Genomic DNA, 17,690 nt, shown 5'->3' on the forward strand with positions numbered 1-17,690 from the left:
CATCGCGGCGAACAGTCGCACCGTAGCGATCAGCTGCCCCGCGGCGATCAGCTGAGCTCAACGTCCTGAACACATCAAAGGAGCCCGGTTGCCATGCAATATGGCAACCGGGCTCCTTTGTGCGTCGTGTCGGACCATGCGCCACCGGAGAATTCTGGCCGCCGGTCGGCGCCGATCTGGCTCAGTCCAACGAGTCCCGCGAAACCAGGTACAACGTTTCTTCGGTTCCCCGGGCGCCGGACGCGGGTGTCTCCACCAAGGCGTCCGCGGATGGTTGCCCGTCGCGCTGGGACAATACGCGGCGGAAGGCATCCTGTTTGTCCTCTCCGGAAACCAGGAACCAGATCCTGTCCGAGGCATTGATCATGGGGAGGGTCATGCTCACGCGATCCGGTGGCGGCTTGGGGGAGTTCTCGACGCCGACGACGTCGGGCTCATCCAGGCGGATGTCCGGGCCTCCCGGGAACAGGGAAGCCAGATGTCCGTCCGGGCCCATCCCGAGCAAGGAGAGGGCAAACCGTGGCGCCCTGTGGCCGCGCTCGGAGAAGTCGGCGAGCTCGCGAGCGTACGCACGGGCCGCCTCGTGCTGCGTCGAGTACTGGTCCGAAGCACCGATGACGTGCAGGTTCGCCGCAGGCACGGGCCCGTTGTCGAAAAAGGCCTCGAAGACCTGATGCGCGTTGCGCTCGGCATCGCCCGTGGGCAGAAACCTCTCATCCGACCACCAGACGTGCACACACGACCAGTCGACGGTCTCAACCAGAGGGCTCTGACTCACCTTCTCCCAAATCGCGGTCCCGAGGGATCCTCCGGTGATGCTGATGTGGACGGGGTCGCCCTCCACCGTGCGGTCACCGAGCAGCAGCAACAGCCTCGCTGCGGCCGCTTGTGCGACGAAATCCTTCGTCGGATAGGGGATGACCGCGGTCCGGTTCTCAGGCATCGTACACCTCCGTGTAGTCGCTCGGGTCTCCTGCCGGGACGGGCGCACTGCCCTGCGTGAATCGCACCTCCGACCGGCTGAGGGCCTCGTTGAGGACCTCCCCGAAGACTTCGTCCGGATCCAGACGGCGAAGTTCTTCCGCCAGGCATTCCGCGAGAGATCGGACGGGCAGGGCGATCTGCTGATCCGCGCTTCCCGGGATGGAAAGCGTCGCGATATTTCGGCCGGGTCGGTAGATGGTGACTTCCCCGTCGTCCCGGCACAGCGTGACCCGGTAGAGGCCTCGAGGCTGCGGGCTCTCACGGATCTCGACCGTGGCCCCCAGCCGATAGCCGATCCATGTGCCCAGGAGCAGGACGGAAGGCGACTTTTCGGAGCCCTCCACGATGACCTTGTTGATGCGATGCTTCTGCGGCTCGTCCATGACCGCGGCCAGCTGAATGCGCCACAGGGTCAACCTGGTCCAGGCAAGATCCGTGTCCCCGGGGGTGTAGCGCTTCCGCAGTTCGTTCAGCGAATCCCAGGGGACCTCTGCCCTGGCCGAATCGGTGATTCGACGGTGGGCAATGCGGCCGATGGAATGGTCAGCCGGGCAGTCGGGAAGCGAATGGGGCCACCATGCGACGATCGGCGCATCGGGAAGCAGCAGTGCCGCAATCAGGGACTCCGAGGCGTGGGCCGATTCGCCCCAGCCGCGAAGGACGACGATCTCGCTGGCGCCGGCGTCGCCACCCATGCTGGCCTCGGCATCCAACCGATTCGCCGCCTTCGGATCGTGGGAGATGTGCACAATGATCCGGCACGGGTGCTCGTGGCTGGCCGCGATTGCGGCTTCGATGGCCCTCTCCGAGTGGCCCATGTCGGCCATGATCACGAGAGTGAGCACGCGTCCGAGTGTTCGGATGCCCGTCTCCTCGCGCATTTTGGCCAGTTCTTTGTCGACGTCCGAACTCGTCGTGTCCTTGAGTGTTCGAATCATTACGGCCTCCTCCAAGCACGTCCGTCACGAGCCAGTAGTCGATGCGCGGATTCCGGCCCCCATGACCCAGGAGCATACTCTTCGGGCGCGACCCCATGGTCTCCCCAGTACTTTTCGAACGGGTCGAGGATCTTCCACGACAGCTCGACCTCTTCGTGCCTGGGGAAGAGCGGAGGTTCGCCGAGCAGAACGTCCAGGATCAGGCGTTCGTAGGCTTCGGGGCTGGATTCGGTGAATGAGTGACCGTACCCGAAGTCCATGCTGACGTCCCGCAATTCCATCTGCGTTCCCGGAACCTTGGACGCAAAACGAATGGTCACGCCTTCGTCGGGCTGAATTCGGATCACGATGGCGTTCTGGCCGAACTCCTCATAGGAATTCTCGCGGAACAACAGGTTGGGGGAGCGCTTGAACACCACGGCGATCTCGGTGACCCTTCGGCCCAAACGCTTTCCGGCACGAAGATAGAACGGGACGCCGGCCCACCGTCGGTTGTTGATGTCCAATTTGATGGCGGCAAAGGTCTCGGTGCGGGAGTCCGACGGAATGTCCTGTTCCTCCTTGAACCCCTTGACCTCTTCTCCGCCCTGGAACCCACCGGCGTACTGTCCGAGGGACGAATAGCTCTCCAAGTCATCGGGCAAAGTGACGGCAGCCAGGACCTTGGCCTTTTCGTCGCGCAAGTACTCGGCGTCGAACCGGATAGGTTCTTCCATGGCGGTCAGCGCCAGCAGCTGCAGAAGGTGATTCTGAATCACGTCACGCGCGGCACCGACGCCTTCGTAATATCCGGCTCGAGAACCGATCCCGATGTCCTCGGCCATGGTGATCTGAACGTGGTCGACGTAGTTCGCATTCCAGAGGGGCTCGAACATTTCGTTGGCGAACCGCAGTGCAAGGATGTTCTGAACCGTTTCCTTGCCCAAGTAGTGGTCGATCCGGAACACGGAATCGGCGGGGAACACGCTCTCGACGATCTCATTGAGTTCACGTGCGGACTCGAGATCGTGACCGAAGGGCTTTTCAATGACTACGCGCCGCCAGCCCTCGGTCTGCTCCGGGGAGGCCAGACCGTTCTCGGCCAGCTGCGTGCAGACCGCTTCGAAGGCGTTCGGGGGAATGGACAAGTAGAAGGCGTGGTTCCCCAGCGTCCCTCGGGTCTTGTCCAGTTCCTCGAGCGTTGCCTTGAGACGGCCGAAGGCTTCCGCGTCGTCGAAAGCGCCCTGGACGAACCGGATGCCCGCGGTCAACTGGTTCCAGACATCTTTTCGGAAAGGCGTCCGCGCGTGGTTTTCCACGGCTTCCCGGACTTGGGCCCGGAAGTCGTCGTCCGACCAGTCGCGCCGGCCGAAACCGACGAGGGCGAACCGGGGTGGGAGAAGCCCACGGTTCATGAGGTCGTAAATGGCCGGCAGGAGCTTCTTGCGCGCGAGGTCACCAGTGACGCCGAAAAGTACCAGGGCCGAGGGACCGGCGACCCGCGTCAGTCGGCGATCCTGTGGATCGCGCAGGGGATTTGAATCTTGTGGAGCGGACACACCATTCCTTTGTTCGAAAAATGTGACGGGGTCGCGTCACCGGCCGGGAAGCGCCGTGGAGGACCCACGAGAGGTCCTCCACGGTGCCCGTGTTACTGGCGCAGGGCCGAGGACACGGTATCGAGCAGTTCTTCCCAGGAATCCTCGAATTTCTTGATTCCTTCGGTTTCCAGCTTCTCGACGACGTCGTTGTAGGAGACCCCCACCTTTTCCAGCGCGTTGATGTCGGCTTCCGCCTGATCGTAGGTTCCGGACACGGTGTCTCCGGTGATCTCCGCGTGATCGGCCGTGGCCTCGAGGGTCTTTTCCGGCATGGTGTTGACGGTGTTCTGGACCACGAGCCCGGTCACGTACATCGTGTCCGAGTACGCCGGGTCCTTCGTGCCGGTGGACGCCCACAAGGGGCGTTGCGGCTGGGCGCCAGCTTCTTCGAGACGCTTCCACCGTTCCGTCGAGAATGCTTCCTCGTACACCTGATAAGCGAGCCGCGCGTTGGCGAGACCGGCCTTGCCCTTGAGGCCGAGTGCCTCGTCCGTACCGATCGACTCCAACTGCTTGTCCACCTCGGCATCGACGCGCGACACGAAGAACGAGGCGACCGAGTGAATCTTGCTGAGGTCATGACCGTTCTCCAGAGCACGCTCGAGCCCCACCATGAAAGCGTTGATCACGGCCCGATAGCGTTCGAGGGAGAAGATCAGCGTCACGTTGACGCTGATTCCTGCGGCCAGCGTTGCTGCGATGGGTTCGAGGCCCGCTTCCGTCGCGGGAATCTTGATCATGACGTTCTCGCGACCGACGCTCTCGTGCAACCGCTGGGCCATCGCCACGGTGTCGTCCGCCTTGTGGGCCAGGCGGGGGTCGACCTCAATCGACACGCGCCCGTCGACTCCCTGGGTGGCGTCGTAGATGGTGGCAAAGACATCGCACGCATCACGGACGTCGTCGGTCGTCACGGTGAAGACCGCATCCTCGACGTCGGCTCCGGCCTGAGCGAGTTCCTTCATCTGTTCGTCGTAGGCGTCCCCCTGGGACAGCGCCTGAGCGAAGATCGTCGGGTTGGTGGTCACTCCAACGACGTTGCGATTCTCGATGAGCTCGTCCAGATTCCCCGAGCTGAGCCTTTCGCGGGACAGATCGTCCAGCCAGATGGAGACGCCGGCATCCGAAAGCTTCTGAGTTGGTGTTGACATGATGTTCTCCTCTTGACGATGAGTGGGGCCGATGCGATAAGGAAGCGGGGCAGCCCGAGACGATGGGCGGCCCCGCTTCGAAATCAGCCCTGTGAAGCGTTGATGGATTCCTTGGCAGCCTCGACGACCGCCTCCGGGGTGATCCCGAATTCCTTGTACAGCGTCTTGTAGTCGGCGGACGCCCCGAAGTGGTCGAGCCCGACGGCGCGACCCGTGCTTCCCAGCAGGTCGTTCCAGGACATCGGCAATCCGGCTTCGACGGCGACCCGAGCGGTGATCCCGGAGGGAACCACGGACTCCCGGTAGGAGGCGTCCTGGCGGTCGAACCATTCACGGCAGGGCATCGACACCACGCGAGCCGAGACTCCGTCCTGGCCGAGCGTCTTTCGTGCCTTGAGGGCCAACTCGACCTCGGAGCCTGTCGCAATCAGGATCACGTCAGGCTCTGCCTCGGTATCGGCCAGGACGTAACCGCCGCGAGCCGTGCCTTCGGCGGATGCGAACTTTTCGCCGTCGGCGTCCGGGTGGAGGTCCTCGCGGGCCAAGGTCGGCAGACCCTGGCGAGTCAGAGCGAGACCTGCGGGTCGATCCTTCTGCTCGAGAATCGTGCGCCATGCAACGGCCGTCTCGTTCGCGTCTCCTGGGCGGACGACGTCGAGGTTCGGGATCGCACGAAGCGTCGAGAGCTGCTCGACCGGCTGATGGGTCGGGCCGTCCTCACCCAGGCCGATCGAGTCGTGTGTCCAGACGTAAATCGACGGGATCCCCATCAGCGCCGAGAGGCGGATGGCAGGCCTCTGGTAGTCGCTGAAGATGAGGAAGGTCCCGCTGAATGCGCGAGTCGGGGACGAGAGCACGATGCCGTTGACGATGGCCGCTGCGGCGTGCTCGCGGATGCCGAAGTGCAAAACCCGTCCGTAGGGGTTCGCGGTGAACTTCTTGGTCGAACGAGCCGAAGGGTTGAACGAATCGGCCGATTCGATCGTGGTGTTGTTGGAACCGGCCAGATCGGCAGAACCGCCCCAGAGCTCGGGGAACGTCTCGGCGATCGCATTGATGACCTTGCCGCTGGCCGCGCGTGTGGCCAGTGCAGATCCTGCCTCGAAGACCGGGAAGGAGTCCTTGTAGTTCTCGGGCAGTTCGCCCTGGGAGAGCCGGGCGTACAAGGACGCCGCTTCGGGATTCTTGGCCTGCCACGCCTCGAACGACTTGGTCCATTCCTCACGTTCCCGGCGGCTCCGCTCCTGGACTTGCCGGGTGTGGGAAAGAATGTCCTCCTCGATCTGGAAGGACTTGTCGGGATCGAAGTCGAGAATCTCCTTGACGGCCTTGACCTCGTCGCCGCCCAGTGCCGAACCATGGATTCCGCCGGTGTTCTGCTTGTTCGGGGCGGGCCAACCGATGACGGTCTTGAGCGCGATCAGCGTCGGCTTGTCCGTGACCTTCTTGGCATCGCGGATCTGTGCGTAGAGTTCCTCGACGTCCTCCGAGTAGCCGGTTCCGCCGTTGGTCCAGTCGACCGAGCGAACGTCCCAGCCGTAGGCCGCGTAGCGCTTCTCGACATCCTCGGTGAACGCGACGTCGGTATCGTCCTCGATGGAGATCTGGTTCTGGTCGTAGAAGACGATCAGATTGCCCAGCTGCTGGTGTCCGGCGAGCGAGGATGCTTCGGACGTCACGCCTTCCTCCAGATCGCCGTCCGAGGCAATCGTGTAGATGGTGTGGTCGAAGGGGCTTTCGCCGGCGGGAGCCTCAGGATCGAACATGCCCCGCATCCGACGCTGCGCGTAGGCGAAGCCCACGGCCGAGGAGAGCCCCTGTCCCAGGGGGCCGGTCGTGATTTCGACGCCCTTCGTGTGCTTGTACTCCGGGTGTCCCGGCGTCAGCGAACCCCAGGTGCGCAAGGCTTCGAGATCCTTCATCTCGAGGCCGTATCCCGAGAGGAAGAGCTGGATGTAGAGGGTCAACGAGGTGTGGCCGGGGGACAGGATGAAGCGGTCCCGCCCCGCCCAGCGATCATCCGTCGGGTCGTGGCGCATGACCTTCTGGTGCAGCAAATAGGCGAGGGGTGCGAGACTCATGGCCGTTCCCGGGTGCCCGTTTCCGACCTTTTCCACGGCGTCGGCCGCCAGTACCCGCACCGTGTCCACCGCGCGCTGGTCCTCGGTCGTCCATTCGAGCTTTTCATTCAGGTTCGGCACCATTTGCCCCTTTCTCAGAAAACACAGGCGAGGCCGCGCCATCGGATGGCCACGCTTTCGCCATTTTCGATTCCAACCATAATTGACCTGAGCTCATGAGGTCAGGGGTGTGAGCCGACAGCGGAAGAAAGATTCGCATTCGGCGGAAGAGACCGAAATATCATGCGGCCCTCTAGGGCGGTAACCCCCTTCCGTTATATGATGAGAGATGCTTTCGAAACCGCGGACCACGACATTGCGCACCGCGGGACCTGGTCTCCATCCGGTCAGCGGAGTCAATCACGAAGGGTCGATGAGTGAAGCGCCAAAGTTCCAGCGACACGAGGCCGGCAGCGACGACGAACGTTGCCGCCGGGGCGGACCATGGGATCCCGAGCCCGTCGCTTCCGACGGGTCCTCCCGAGTCAGCGACCCACGACGCCGCCCATCACGGCGCCGCGACGAGCGCGGGAAAAGTGGGACTGCGTCGCAAGATCAAGGGATTCGTCCTCCTGACAAAGCCCGGCGTCATCGAACTCCTGCTGGTCACCACGGCCCCCACCATGATCTTCGCCGCGGGTGGCCTGCCGAATCTGTGGCTCATCCTCAACACCATGATCGGCGGCGCCATGGCGGCGGGCGGTGCCGGGGCATTCAACTGTTACATCGACCGCGATGCCGACCGTCTCATGAAGCGCACCGAGCGTCGCCCGCTTGTGACCGGTGAAATCACCGACCGCCAAGGACTCGTGTTCGCGTGGGCGTTGTCCGTCGTCTCCGTGGCGTACCTGACTCTCCTCGTCAACCCTCTGGCCGGCGCGCTCGGCCTCGGCGCGATCTTGCTCTACGTCGTGTTCTACTCGATGTTCCTGAAGCGCCGCACCACCCAGAACATTGTCTGGGGCGGGATCGCCGGTTGCATGCCGGTCTTCATTGCCTGGGCGGCCGTGGAGAACAGGCTGAGCTTCTCCTCGTTGGTTCTGTTCGTCATCATCTTCCTGTGGACGCCGCCGCATTACTGGCCGCTCTCGATGAAGTACGCCGAGGACTACCAGAGAGCGGGAATTCCCATGCTCGGTGCCATCGCCTCTGCGAAGGCCGTATCGGTACAGGTCGTGCTCTACGCGTGGGCCACCGTGATCTGCTCTCTGATGCTCGTTCCAGTCGGCGGGGCCGGCTGGGTGTACGGCCTGACGGCGTTGCTCTCCGGCGCGTGGTTCATTTGGAAGTGCCATCAGCTGCACCAGCGTGCTCTCGCCGAGGAAGCGACCTCGCGCACGGCCATGGTGGTGTTCCACGCTTCGATTACGTACCTGACGCTCGTCTTCGTGGCCCTGGCCGTGGACCCCTTTGTGGGAGGCCCGGTCCTGTAGCCCGAGTTCGTAACTCGAGCTGATCCGCGGAAGCCACCCCCCCCCGCGGGATTCATGGGCTCACGTGGCCCTCTCGGGTGCCGGCACGATGAGGTTCATGGATTCCAGGGCGAACGCATTGGATTCACCCCAGGAGAATAGTCACAGCCGGTCGCTCTGGTCCGGCATGGACCACGGGGGAGCAGGAGCGATCCATGTTCCGTATGTGATGTGGCCTGACGGCCGTTCCGACGAGTTGTGGCAGCTCACCAAGCAAGGCATGGTCGCCGGATGCCGGATAATGTTCGTCGAGGTGCCGACCGGGTCCGGCTCCGTCGCCAGCTCCGGTCAGACTATGCCGTTGGCCTCAGCGATCTCCACGCGACTTTCGGCGAGGTCGCGGAGTGCTGGGGTGCCCAGAACCACCATGCGTTCCAGCAGCGCGGTGACTGACCAGATGAGCAGGCCAGCACCGATGAGGTGGAACCAGACCAGGAACCCGGGCGAACCGGTGAAGTACTGCGTGTAGCCGATGGCACCCTGGAACAGCATCACGAGCACGATGATCCATGCATTCCGGGACACCGCGGGCGCCCAATTCTTGCGCTTGGCCAAGACGAGAGTCGCCATCACGAGAACCAGCAGGACCCAGACGGGGATGCTGTGCAGCCGGGTGACCACCTGGGGATCGAAGGCGTGTCGGGCGCTGTCCGTGTCGCCCGAGTGCGGTCCGGTTCCGGTGACCAGCGTTCCCATGTAGACGGCAACGATGGTGACGGCGGCGATCACGATGCCCAGGAACCTCTGGACGTTGTCCGCTTCCGGACGGTCGCTCAGCCGCTCGGACTCGATGACCTTCCTCATCGAGTACCGCCTGACCCTGGCGTAGAAGATGGCGGCAAGTGCCACCATGAATCCGGACAACATGAAGTGGACGCCGACCATCCAGGGATTGAGCCGCAACCACACGGAAAGCCCTCCGACGACCGCCTGGACAATGACACCCAGGCCGAGGACGAAGGCAATGCCGAACAAATCGGTGTATCGTCCGCGCAACCGCCAGACCGAGATGAAGGTCAGGAGGGCAATGATGCCGACCGCTCCGGTCAGGGTGCGGTTACCGAATTCGATGAACCCGTGAATGCCCATGGCCGGGACGTTGGTCCAGGAATCCGAGGTGCATCGCGGCCAGGTGGGGCAGCCGAGGCCGGATCCCGTGAGCCGAACCAGGCCACCCGTCAGGACCAGAAGGAAGTTCACCAAAATCGAAGCTATGCCGAGGGTCCGGACCCACCCGTTGACGTTCAGCGGAATGAACCGGTCGAGGAACGAGCCCCGACGAATGGCGGATGTGGTGGTCATGAGTGCACCTCGGCTGGAGAACGACGTCGAATACGCAATGCCTTACCCATTATTCGTGGTCAACCGCCTCGAAGCGAATGGAACGGACGTGGTCATGACCACTTGAACCAGCGCCTCGCGGCAAGACCCGCGATGACGATCCACGCGATCAGCACCAGATGCGGGCCCCACGCCACGTGGTGAGCGAGCATTCCCGCCCGCAGCGCTTCGCCCAGTGCGCCCGACGGAAGCAGCTCGATGAACCAGGAACCCCCACCAGGGAAATGGTGGGCAGGTATGAGAGATCCCCCGAGCGCAGCGAGGACGACCCACAGCGTGTTGACGACGGCGAGCGTTGCCTCGGCCCGGACCGTCCCCGCCACCAGCAGGCCCACCGCCGTGAACGCGGCGACTCCCAGGACGAGCGCCGGAAGGGACAGGAGGAATCCCGGGACATCAGGTTTCCACCCCAGGAACAGTCCGACGACGCCCATGACGACGTACTGAATGGCCACGACAGTCAGAACGGCAACGGCCTTTCCTGCAACGAGGCCGCCGCGTCCGAGCGGCGTCGTCGACAAAAACCTGAGAACTCCGTACCGGCGGTCGAACCCCGTGGCAATTCCCTGTCCGGAGAGAGCTGTGGACATCGCGCACAGGGCCAGAACCCCAGGCATAGCGACGTCGATCCGAGAACCTCCGAACTGCTCGGCCCATCCGTCCAGAAAACCGGTGAAAGCGAGTCCGAAGAGCGCCATCAGGGGGAAGAGGATCAAGAGCATGAGCTGCTCGCCGTTCTTGAGCATCGCCAGGGTCTCGTATTTGCCTTGTGCGAGGATTCGGCTCGATACGGAGGCGGGCTCCCGTGCTCCATCGGTCGGCCGGAATGTGTCCGAATCGACTGGTGCGCCGGTCTCGGTGCTGTGGCTCATCGAATGGTCCTCCCAGAAATGTCGAGGAACAGGTCTTCCAGGCTTCGGGGCTTCAGCTCCAGACTCGTGGGAAGTTCTCCGAGCTCTGCCCAGGTTCCGGTCAGGTGGGACAAATGCTCTGGGCGGATCGGACCGGAGATTTCGTAGGACCCGGCATGTTCTTCCCTCAGGGTGAGGCCTTCCGCCAGGGGTGCCGGGAAGACATCAAGCAACTGCATGCCACGCCGTGATACGGCGAATCGAAGGGTCTTCCGGTCCTGGCTGTTGTTGAGCAAGTCGTCGACCTGACCCTCGACGACATTGCGTCCTTCGTCGACGATGTAGACGTCGTCCGCGAGTCGTTGGGCGTCGTCCATGAGGTGAGTCGTGAGAACGATGCACGTGCCGGATTCCTTGACCTCGCGGACGAGGTCGAAGACGACGTGCCGGGACTGGGGATCAAGGCCGGCGGAGGGTTCGTCCAGGAACAGGACTTCCGGGTCGCCCACGAGGGCAGCGGCCAGTGCCACGCGCTGTCGCTGGCCGCCCGAGAGGCGCCGAATATTGGTGCGGTCGAACCCGTCGATGCCCAGCCGGGATACCAGGGCATCGACGTCGGCAGGTTTGCGATACATCGAGGCCACATGGCGCAGAAGAGGGATGGGGCGTATCGCCTGGGGCAGGCCCCCTTCTTGGAGCATGATGCCGACTCGGGCCCGCAGCGAGGGGCCAGCCCTCCAGGGGTCTTCGCCCAGCAGTCTCACCCGTCCCGCGGTGGGCTTGAGCAGCCCCTGAGCGCACGAGAGAGTCGTGGATTTCCCCGCGCCGTTGGCTCCGAGAAGGGCCGTGACTTTGCCGGGGGCCGCACGTAGACTGATCCCGTCGACGGCCCTCAACGTGGCCTGGCTCTCGGCGCCCGGCATCGCCCGGTTGCGTTTTCTGCGGGGTAGGGAGAAATCCTTGCGCAGATCGTCGATCAGCAACGCTGGTTCGAACTCTGACGGCGAGACCCGCTGCCGGTTGTCATCATGAAGTGGCACTGTCACAGTCTACGATGCAGCGCGGTCACCTGGGTGCATTGTGATGCAGGCCGCCGCTGGTCACGGGCAAGGTCGCCCTTACTGGATGCGCGGGAATAGATTAGGACATAATTTAGTTGTGTATTTCGTGAAGGAACAAGCCCAAGCCCAGGGCGCCTCTCAGCAGGGAGGTGCCGAAACCGAAGAAAGGACCCGGGATCGGGTCCTCCAGGGAGTGCTGGCACACGGTCCCGTGTCCGCGGCAGATCTGGGTCGACACCTCGGCCTGACGCCCGCGGCCATCCGCAGGCATCTCGAAGCGCTCGAGAAGGACCAGCTGATCGAAATCACGATGGTCCGCAAGCAGGGTGCCGGTGCCGGGCGTCCGGCCCGACGGTACGTCATCGCGCCGCAGGGGCACGCGAGGCTCGGCAACGACTATCTGGACATCGCCATCGACTCGCTCAAGACGTTGCGCGGTGCCATGGGGCACGATGCACTCGAAGAATTTGCTCACCGTCGCTTCAAGGACATGGAGGAACGCTATCGACCAATTGTCGACGCCGCCGGTCCGGACATCTCGGACCGCGCCAAAGCGCTCGGCGACGCCATGACTCGTGACGGCTTCGTGGCCAGCACCTCGGTCATGGCCATGGGCGAGGCTGCCAAGACGGTCGAGTTGCCCGAGCACTTGCTCTCCAGCATCCAGTTGTGCCAAGGCCACTGCCCGGTGCGTGACCTTGCCGAAGAATTTCCCGAGTTCTGTGATGAAGAGACCCGAGTCATCGCATCCCTTCTGGGTGTCGATGTCCGAAGGCTCTCCACCATGGCCGGGGGAGCCCACGTTTGCACCACACACATCCCGTTGGCTCGCGGGACACATCAAGCCACCGCTTCCTCCCGGGGAAGCGACACTCAGTAAGGAAAGGTCTCAATGACTGAACAAGTTGAGCGCAATGCCGACGGAAACGTCATTTCAGACGTTCTGGAGAAGAACCCGGAGCTGGAAGGCATCGGGACGTATCAGTACGGCTGGTATGACTCGGACGACGCCGGCCAATCGGCCAAGCGCGGTCTGAACGAGGACGTTGTCCGCGACATCTCCGCAAAAAAGAACGAACCGGAATGGATGTTGAACCTGCGGCTCAAGGCCCTGAAGTTCTTCGATCGCAAGCCGATGCCGACCTGGGGTGCCGACCTCAACGAGATCGACTTCGACAACATCAAGTACTTTGTCCGTTCCACGGAAAGCCAGGCCGAGACCTGGGAAGATCTGCCGGAAGACATCCGCAATACGTACGAGAAGCTCGGCATCCCCGAGGCCGAGAGGAACCGCCTGGTCGCCGGCGTGGCAGCTCAGTACGAGTCGGAGGTGGTCTACCACCAGATTCGTGAGGACCTCGAGCGCCAGGGCGTGATCTTCATGGACACGGATACCGCGCTGAAGGAACACCCCGAATTCTTCGAGGAGTACTTCGGTACGGTCATCCCGGTGGGTGACAACAAGTTCGCCGCGCTGAACACGGCGGTCTGGTCCGGAGGCTCGTTCGTGTACGTGCCCCCGGGAGTCCACGTGGAGATCCCGTTGCAGGCCTACTTCCGGATCAACACGGAGAACATGGGCCAGTTCGAGCGGACCCTCATCATCGCGGACGAGGATTCCTACGTTCACTACATCGAGGGCTGCACGGCACCGATCTACAAGTCGGATTCGTTGCACTCCGCCGTCGTCGAGATCGTGTGCAAGAAGAACGCACGAGTTCGCTACACGACCATCCAGAACTGGTCGAACAACGTGTACAACCTCGTGACCAAGCGTGCTATCGCACACGAGGGCGCGACCATGGAGTGGATCGACGGCAACATCGGTTCCAAGGTCACCCAGAAGTACCCGGCCGTCTACATGACAGGCGAACATGCCAAGGGCGAGACCCTCTCGATCGCTTTCGCGGGCGAGGGCCAGCACCAGGACACTGGTTCCAAGATGGTGCACATCGCGCCGAATACCTCGAGCTCGATTGTCTCCAAGTCCGTGGCCCGCGGTGGCGGGCGCGCGGCCTACCGAGGCCTCGTTCAGGTCAGAGAAGGCGCCAAGCATTCGAAGAACAATGTGGTCTGCGATGCCCTCCTCGTGGACACGATCTCCCGGTCGGACACGTATCCCTACATCGACATCCGCGAGGACGAAGTCACTCTGGGGCACGAGGCGACCGTCTCCCGGGTCTCCGAGGAGCAGTTGTTCTATCTCCAGCAGCGCGGTCTTCCCGAGGACGAGGCCATGGCGATGATCGTGCGCGGCTTCGTCGAGCCGATTGCGCGCGAGCTCCCCATGGAGTACGCCCTCGAGCTGAACCGTCTTATCGAACTCCAGATGGAAGGATCCGTAGGCTAAAAGATGACTGATCAGATCAAACAGGATCAGACGGAGACCCCCGAGAACGTCGGCGGAGTCCACGTTGGTGAGGCTCGCCCGGCAATCCCGGGAATGGACCAGGAGGGTGAGAAGCTATCCCCGGATCTGGCCACGGATGACACCATTGGGGCCAGAAAGTCCGCGAATGCGGGCGAGAACGGATCGCAGGTCATGCACTCCCGCGCCGAGCGGCCCTGGAGTTTCGACGTCGCCGACTTCTCCGTGCCGAACGGGCGCGAGGAAGAATGGCGTTTCACCCCGATCAAGAAGCTGGCCCCGCTGTTCGAGGACGTTGCGACTGAGGAGGTCGAGGGCGGCCCCGCCGTCGAAGTGAGTTTCGACGGACCGGAGTCGTGGTTGTCGGGCGAGCTGGCCTCGGGTCAGGCCCCCAGGGACACCGTGCTTCGCCCGGCCGACCGCGCCGCGGTCGTGGGATCGGCCAACGCGCCCCAGGCCACCTACGTGCGGATTCCCGAGAACGCGGAGCACGAAGCTCCCGTCGCGGTCCGGATCGAGGGCAAGTCGGCCTCAGCCAGGTCCAACAGTCATGTGGTCATCGAGGCGGGCGAGAACTCGCACAGCACCTTGGTCATCGAGCACACCGGGTCGGCGATCCACAACGGCAACGTCGAGATCATCGTCGGACAGGGAGCCACGCTCACCGTGATTTCCTTGCAGCGTTGGCAGGATGACACGCTCCACGTGGGTCAGCACGATGCCGAGGTCGGCAAGGACGCGCACTACAAGCACATCAGTGTGACGCTCGGCGGCGACGTCGTCCGCCTGAACTCGAACGTGAGGTTCAGCGACGAGGGCGGCAATGCGCAGCTGTTCGGACTGTACTTCGCCGACGCAGGCCAGCACCTCGAGCACCGCTCCTTCGTGGACCACAATGCTCCCCGCAACACGTCCAACGTGCTGTACAAGGGTGCATTGCAGGGGGAGAAGGCCCACACGGTGTGGGTTGGCGACGTCCTGATCCAGAAGGCCGCTGAAGGCACGGACAGCTACGAGAAGAATCAGAACCTGGTGCTGACCGACGGCGCCCGTGCGGATTCGGTGCCCAACCTCGAAATCGAGACCGGCATCATCGAGGGTGCGGGGCACGCCTCGACCACCGGCCAGCTCGACGACGAGCACCTCTGGTACCTCATGGCTCGCGGCATTCCCGAGAAGCAGGCCCGACGCCTGGTCGTGCGCGGCTTCCTCTACGAGATCATCCAGCAGATCGGCGATGCCGACCTCGAGGACTCCCTGATGGAAGCCCTGGAGGACGAGCTGGCGATCAGCAACAACTAAAGCCCGTCCGGCACTCGAAGAACTTCACAACTTTCAGAGGAGAACAATGTCCACTCTTGAGATCAAGGATCTGCACGTATCCGTCATCCTCGATGATGAGAACACCAAGCCGATCCTCAAGGGCGTCAACCTGACCATCAAGTCGGGCGAGATCCACGCGATCATGGGCCCGAACGGTTCCGGCAAGTCCACCCTGGCCTCGACCATCGCCGGTCACCCGAAGTACACGGTTGATTCCGGCGAGATCCTGCTCGACGGCGAGGACGTGACCGCGATGTCGGTCGACGAGCGTGCTCGTGCGGGTCTCTTCCTGGCCATGCAGTACCCGGTCGAGATCCCCGGGGTCACGATGTCCAACTTCCTGCGTTCCGCGAAGACGGCCGTGTCCGGTGAGGCCCCGGCCCTGCGCACCTGGACCAAGGACGTCAAGGGCGCGATGAACCAGCTGAAGATCGATCCCGACTTCGTCTCGCGCAACGTCAACGAGGGATTCTCCGGCGGCGAGAAGAAGCGTCACGAGATTCTTCAGCTCGAACTCCTGCAGCCGAAGTTCGGAATCCTCGACGAAACCGACTCCGGCCTGGACATCGACGCCCTGCAGGTGGTCTCCGAGGGCGTCAACCGCGCCCACGAGGCCAATGACCTCGGCGTCATGCTGATCACCCACTACACGCGCATTCTGCGCTACATCAAGCCCGATTTCGTCCACGTCTTCGTCGACGGACACGTCGCGGACCAGGGCGGTCCCGAACTGGCCGAACGTCTTGAAGAGGAGGGCTACGTCGGTTACCTCCAAGGAGCCAAGGCATGAGTGAAACCGCAACCGAAGCACCCGAGGGCCAGCCCGGTCGTCAGGAAATCGAGGACGCTCTCGCGAATGTGATCGACCCCGAGCTCGGCGTCAACATCGTCGACCTCGGCCTGTTGTACGGCACGCGCTGGGACGACGAGGGCGGTCTGATCATGGACATGACCCTGACGACGGCCGCATGCCCGCTCCAGGACGTCATCGAGGAACAGGTGGCTCAGAACCTCGAGCCGCTCGTGGACGAATGGCACGTCAACTGGGTTTGGATGCCGCCGTGGGGTCCCGAGCGCATCACGGAGGAAGGGCGCGACCAAATGCGTGCCCTCGGCTTCAACATCTGACGGACCTGTCCCAGGCAGAACGGAAGGCCCGGTTCCCGCACACCATCATGTGCGGGAACCGGGCCTCTGCCGTGATCAGGCCCCGATCGGGCCGTAGTCCTTCTTCCAGACGACCGCCGTGGACGGACGAGCAGTCGAGGTGCCTCCATCGGCCAGTGGGACGTCGTGGACTCCACCGTCGCCTCCTCATCCTCACCGGGGTGCTGCACATTGACCAGGACCCGTTTTTCTCGCACGACCGGTCCGCAGGTTTCGGCTCCCTTCGGCACCGTCAGGAATTGTTTGGTCAGTCCTCGCGTGGGTGCCTCCAACGAGACGGCAAACAGGCCGTCGTTGGACTTCAACGCATTGCCGTCAGTCGAAATCCACAGATTGCCGTGCTCGTCGAAGGCGACATTGTCCGGGCAGGAAATGGGGGAGACGGAGGACTTGTCGAAACCGCCGAAGTAGGTTTCGGCGTCGTCCGGATCGCCACAGACCAGCAGCAGGTTCCAGCCGAAGGAAGTGCCGGTGTGGTCATCAACCATCTCGAGGACCATGCCGTTCTTGTTCTCCTTGATGGGAGCGTATTCGGCCGTCGGGGCGTCATCCTTGCCCGGCCGGTTGGCGCCTCGATAGGAATTGTTGGTCAAGGCCGCGTACACCTTGCCGGTTTTCGGGCTGGGCTGGACGTCTTCCGGTCGGTCCATCTTGGTCGCTCCTGCCTGGTCCGCGGCAAAACGTGTGAACACCAGAACCTCTTCGCCGGTCATGCCTTCCACGTGGGAGGTGACGGCGCCGTCGGCGGTGCACGTCGCCAACTCGAGCCATTGGCCGGTGCCGTCGAACGCGCCGTCCTCGGGTAGCCTGCCCTCGGTGAAGTCCGCCGAATTCCCCTCGAAACGGGCGACGTACAGCGTGCCCTCGTCGAGGACCTTCATGTTCTGCTTCCTGGCCTCTTCCGAGGCGCCCTGTGCGATCTTCCGCGCACTGACGAACTTGTACAGGTACTCGAACCGTGTGTCGTCACCCGAGTAGGCGACCACGGAACCATCGTCCGTCACGTGAATGGCCGCGGCCTCGTGCTTGAAGCGGCCCAGGGCGGTGTGCTTGACCGGGGTCGACGTGGGATCCCAGGGATCCACCTCGATGATGTAGTTGAAGCGGTAAGGCTCCTGGGGTTCCTTGCGAATGTCGAACCGGTCGTCGAAGTTTTCCCAGCGCCGCGCGGTCACGGAGTCTTCCATGCCGTATCGCTTGTAACGACTCCTCGCCGTTTCGTCCCGAGCTTCCGCGCCACCGGCGAAGTACTGGTCTACGTTTTCTGGCTCTTCGCAGTTGAGGGGGTAGGTGGCTGAGCGCGTCGGTCGCCGGATGAGGGTCGAGGCCTTCCG

14 protein-coding genes and 1 pseudogene are annotated in these 17,690 nt (G+C 63.2%); 6 read left to right on the top strand and 9 right to left on the bottom strand.

All coding sequences use genetic code 11. The features are described from left to right. Positions 1–181: 181 nt before the first annotated feature. From pgl to tkt, 5 genes are all read right to left on the bottom strand, one after another. Positions 182–943 carry a 6-phosphogluconolactonase gene (gene pgl, locus ACTSLZ_RS08015; RefSeq protein ID WP_443094667.1) on the bottom strand — a complete coding sequence of 254 codons (762 nt, stop codon included), beginning with the start codon at positions 941–943 and terminating at the stop codon, positions 182–184. Continuing rightward, positions 936–1,922, bottom strand: coding sequence for a glucose-6-phosphate dehydrogenase assembly protein OpcA (locus ACTSLZ_RS08020; RefSeq protein ID WP_129314343.1), 987 nt, complete (start codon positions 1,920–1,922; stop codon positions 936–938). Before ACTSLZ_RS08020 ends, pgl begins: the two co-directional genes overlap by 8 nt. Then, a complete protein-coding gene (gene zwf / locus ACTSLZ_RS08025) occupies positions 1,922–3,433 on the bottom strand; it encodes a glucose-6-phosphate dehydrogenase (RefSeq protein ID WP_443096118.1) in 1,512 nt (503 codons plus the stop codon). Before zwf ends, ACTSLZ_RS08020 begins: the two co-directional genes overlap by 1 nt. A 119-nt stretch (positions 3,434–3,552) precedes the next feature. After that, the gene (gene tal / locus ACTSLZ_RS08030; RefSeq protein ID WP_129314344.1) at positions 3,553–4,653 is read right to left on the bottom strand and encodes a transaldolase; all 1,101 of its coding nucleotides are present in this window, start codon (positions 4,651–4,653) and stop codon (positions 3,553–3,555) included. A gap of 83 nt (positions 4,654–4,736) precedes the next feature. Continuing rightward, a complete protein-coding gene (gene tkt, locus ACTSLZ_RS08035; protein WP_443094668.1) occupies positions 4,737–6,857 on the bottom strand; it encodes a transketolase in 2,121 nt (706 codons plus the stop codon). A 293-nt stretch (positions 6,858–7,150) separates the two neighbouring features. Between tkt and ACTSLZ_RS08040 the strand changes: the two genes are divergently transcribed. Then, entirely contained in the window at positions 7,151–8,206 is a 1,056-nt protein-coding gene (locus tag ACTSLZ_RS08040) for a heme o synthase (RefSeq protein ID WP_443094669.1), read from the top strand. Positions 8,207–8,533: 327 nt separating this feature from the next. On the opposite strand, the gene ACTSLZ_RS08045 is transcribed toward ACTSLZ_RS08040, so the two are convergent. The 3 genes from ACTSLZ_RS08045 to ACTSLZ_RS08055 all read right to left on the bottom strand — a co-directional run bounded on the left by ACTSLZ_RS08045 (position 8,534) and on the right by ACTSLZ_RS08055 (position 11,360). Beyond that, the gene (locus ACTSLZ_RS08045; protein ID WP_443094670.1) at positions 8,534–9,547 is read right to left on the bottom strand and encodes a COX15/CtaA family protein; all 1,014 of its coding nucleotides are present in this window, start codon (positions 9,545–9,547) and stop codon (positions 8,534–8,536) included. Positions 9,548–9,639: 92 nt separating this feature from the next. Then, a complete protein-coding gene (locus tag ACTSLZ_RS08050; protein ID WP_129314348.1) occupies positions 9,640–10,458 on the bottom strand; it encodes an ABC transporter permease in 819 nt (272 codons plus the stop codon). Continuing rightward, on the bottom strand, positions 10,455–11,360 hold the full coding sequence (locus ACTSLZ_RS08055; RefSeq protein ID WP_443096119.1) for an ABC transporter ATP-binding protein: 906 nt from the start codon (positions 11,358–11,360) through the stop codon (positions 10,455–10,457). The genes ACTSLZ_RS08050 and ACTSLZ_RS08055 overlap by 4 nt, the downstream gene beginning before the upstream one ends. Positions 11,361–11,604: 244 nt before the next feature. Here ACTSLZ_RS08055 and ACTSLZ_RS08060 point away from each other — a divergent pair, with 244 nt between their 5' ends. From ACTSLZ_RS08060 to ACTSLZ_RS08080, 5 genes are all read left to right on the top strand, one after another. Then, positions 11,605–12,378, top strand: a complete 774-nt coding sequence (locus tag ACTSLZ_RS08060; protein WP_443094671.1) for a helix-turn-helix transcriptional regulator — start codon at positions 11,605–11,607, stop codon at positions 12,376–12,378. Between the two features lie 12 nt (positions 12,379–12,390). Further along, positions 12,391–13,848 (top strand): Fe-S cluster assembly protein SufB, encoded by a 1,458-nt coding sequence (gene sufB / locus ACTSLZ_RS08065; RefSeq protein WP_129314350.1) that lies wholly within the window; start codon positions 12,391–12,393, stop codon positions 13,846–13,848. 93 nt (positions 13,849–13,941) lie between these two features. Continuing rightward, positions 13,942–15,168, top strand: coding sequence for a Fe-S cluster assembly protein SufD (sufD, locus tag ACTSLZ_RS08070; protein WP_443096120.1), 1,227 nt, complete (start codon positions 13,942–13,944; stop codon positions 15,166–15,168). A 46-nt stretch (positions 15,169–15,214) separates the two neighbouring features. After that, on the top strand, positions 15,215–15,979 hold the full coding sequence (sufC, locus tag ACTSLZ_RS08075; RefSeq protein WP_129314351.1) for a Fe-S cluster assembly ATPase SufC: 765 nt from the start codon (positions 15,215–15,217) through the stop codon (positions 15,977–15,979). After that, on the top strand, positions 15,976–16,317 hold the full coding sequence (locus ACTSLZ_RS08080) for a metal-sulfur cluster assembly factor (protein ID WP_129314352.1): 342 nt from the start codon (positions 15,976–15,978) through the stop codon (positions 16,315–16,317). Before sufC ends, ACTSLZ_RS08080 begins: the two co-directional genes overlap by 4 nt. A 206-nt stretch (positions 16,318–16,523) precedes the next feature. Here ACTSLZ_RS08080 and ACTSLZ_RS08085 read toward each other — a convergent pair. After that, a pseudogene (locus ACTSLZ_RS08085) lies at positions 16,524–17,672 on the bottom strand (PhoX family protein); the annotation flags it as partial. Between the last annotated feature and the right edge of the window lie 18 nt (positions 17,673–17,690).

Source organism: Rothia koreensis (assembly GCF_052232265.1).
Classification (GTDB): Bacteria; Actinomycetota; Actinomycetes; order Actinomycetales; family Micrococcaceae; genus Rothia; species Rothia koreensis.

Bases quoted from the DNA above. Each gene is read 5' to 3' on its own strand.
- ACTSLZ_RS08050 (WP_129314348.1), bottom strand. From the start codon at position 10,458: ATGAGCCACAGCACCGAGACCGGCGCACCAGTCGATTCGGACACATTC.
- ACTSLZ_RS08055 (WP_443096119.1), bottom strand. From the start codon at position 11,360: ATGCCGGGCGCCGAGAGCCAGGCCACGTTGAGGGCCGTCGACGGGATC.
- sufD (WP_443096120.1), top strand. From the start codon at position 13,942: ATGGACCAGGAGGGTGAGAAGCTATCCCCGGATCTGGCCACGGATGAC.
- ACTSLZ_RS08020 (WP_129314343.1), bottom strand. From the start codon at position 1,922: ATGATTCGAACACTCAAGGACACGACGAGTTCGGACGTCGACAAAGAA.
- ACTSLZ_RS08080 (WP_129314352.1), top strand. From the start codon at position 15,976: ATGAGTGAAACCGCAACCGAAGCACCCGAGGGCCAGCCCGGTCGTCAG.
- sufC (WP_129314351.1), top strand. From the start codon at position 15,215: ATGTCCACTCTTGAGATCAAGGATCTGCACGTATCCGTCATCCTCGAT.
- sufB (WP_129314350.1), top strand. From the start codon at position 12,391: ATGACTGAACAAGTTGAGCGCAATGCCGACGGAAACGTCATTTCAGAC.
- tal (WP_129314344.1), bottom strand. From the start codon at position 4,653: ATGTCAACACCAACTCAGAAGCTTTCGGATGCCGGCGTCTCCATCTGG.
- pgl (WP_443094667.1), bottom strand. From the start codon at position 943: ATGCCTGAGAACCGGACCGCGGTCATCCCCTATCCGACGAAGGATTTC.
- tkt (WP_443094668.1), bottom strand. From the start codon at position 6,857: ATGGTGCCGAACCTGAATGAAAAGCTCGAATGGACGACCGAGGACCAG.
- ACTSLZ_RS08045 (WP_443094670.1), bottom strand. From the start codon at position 9,547: ATGACCACCACATCCGCCATTCGTCGGGGCTCGTTCCTCGACCGGTTC.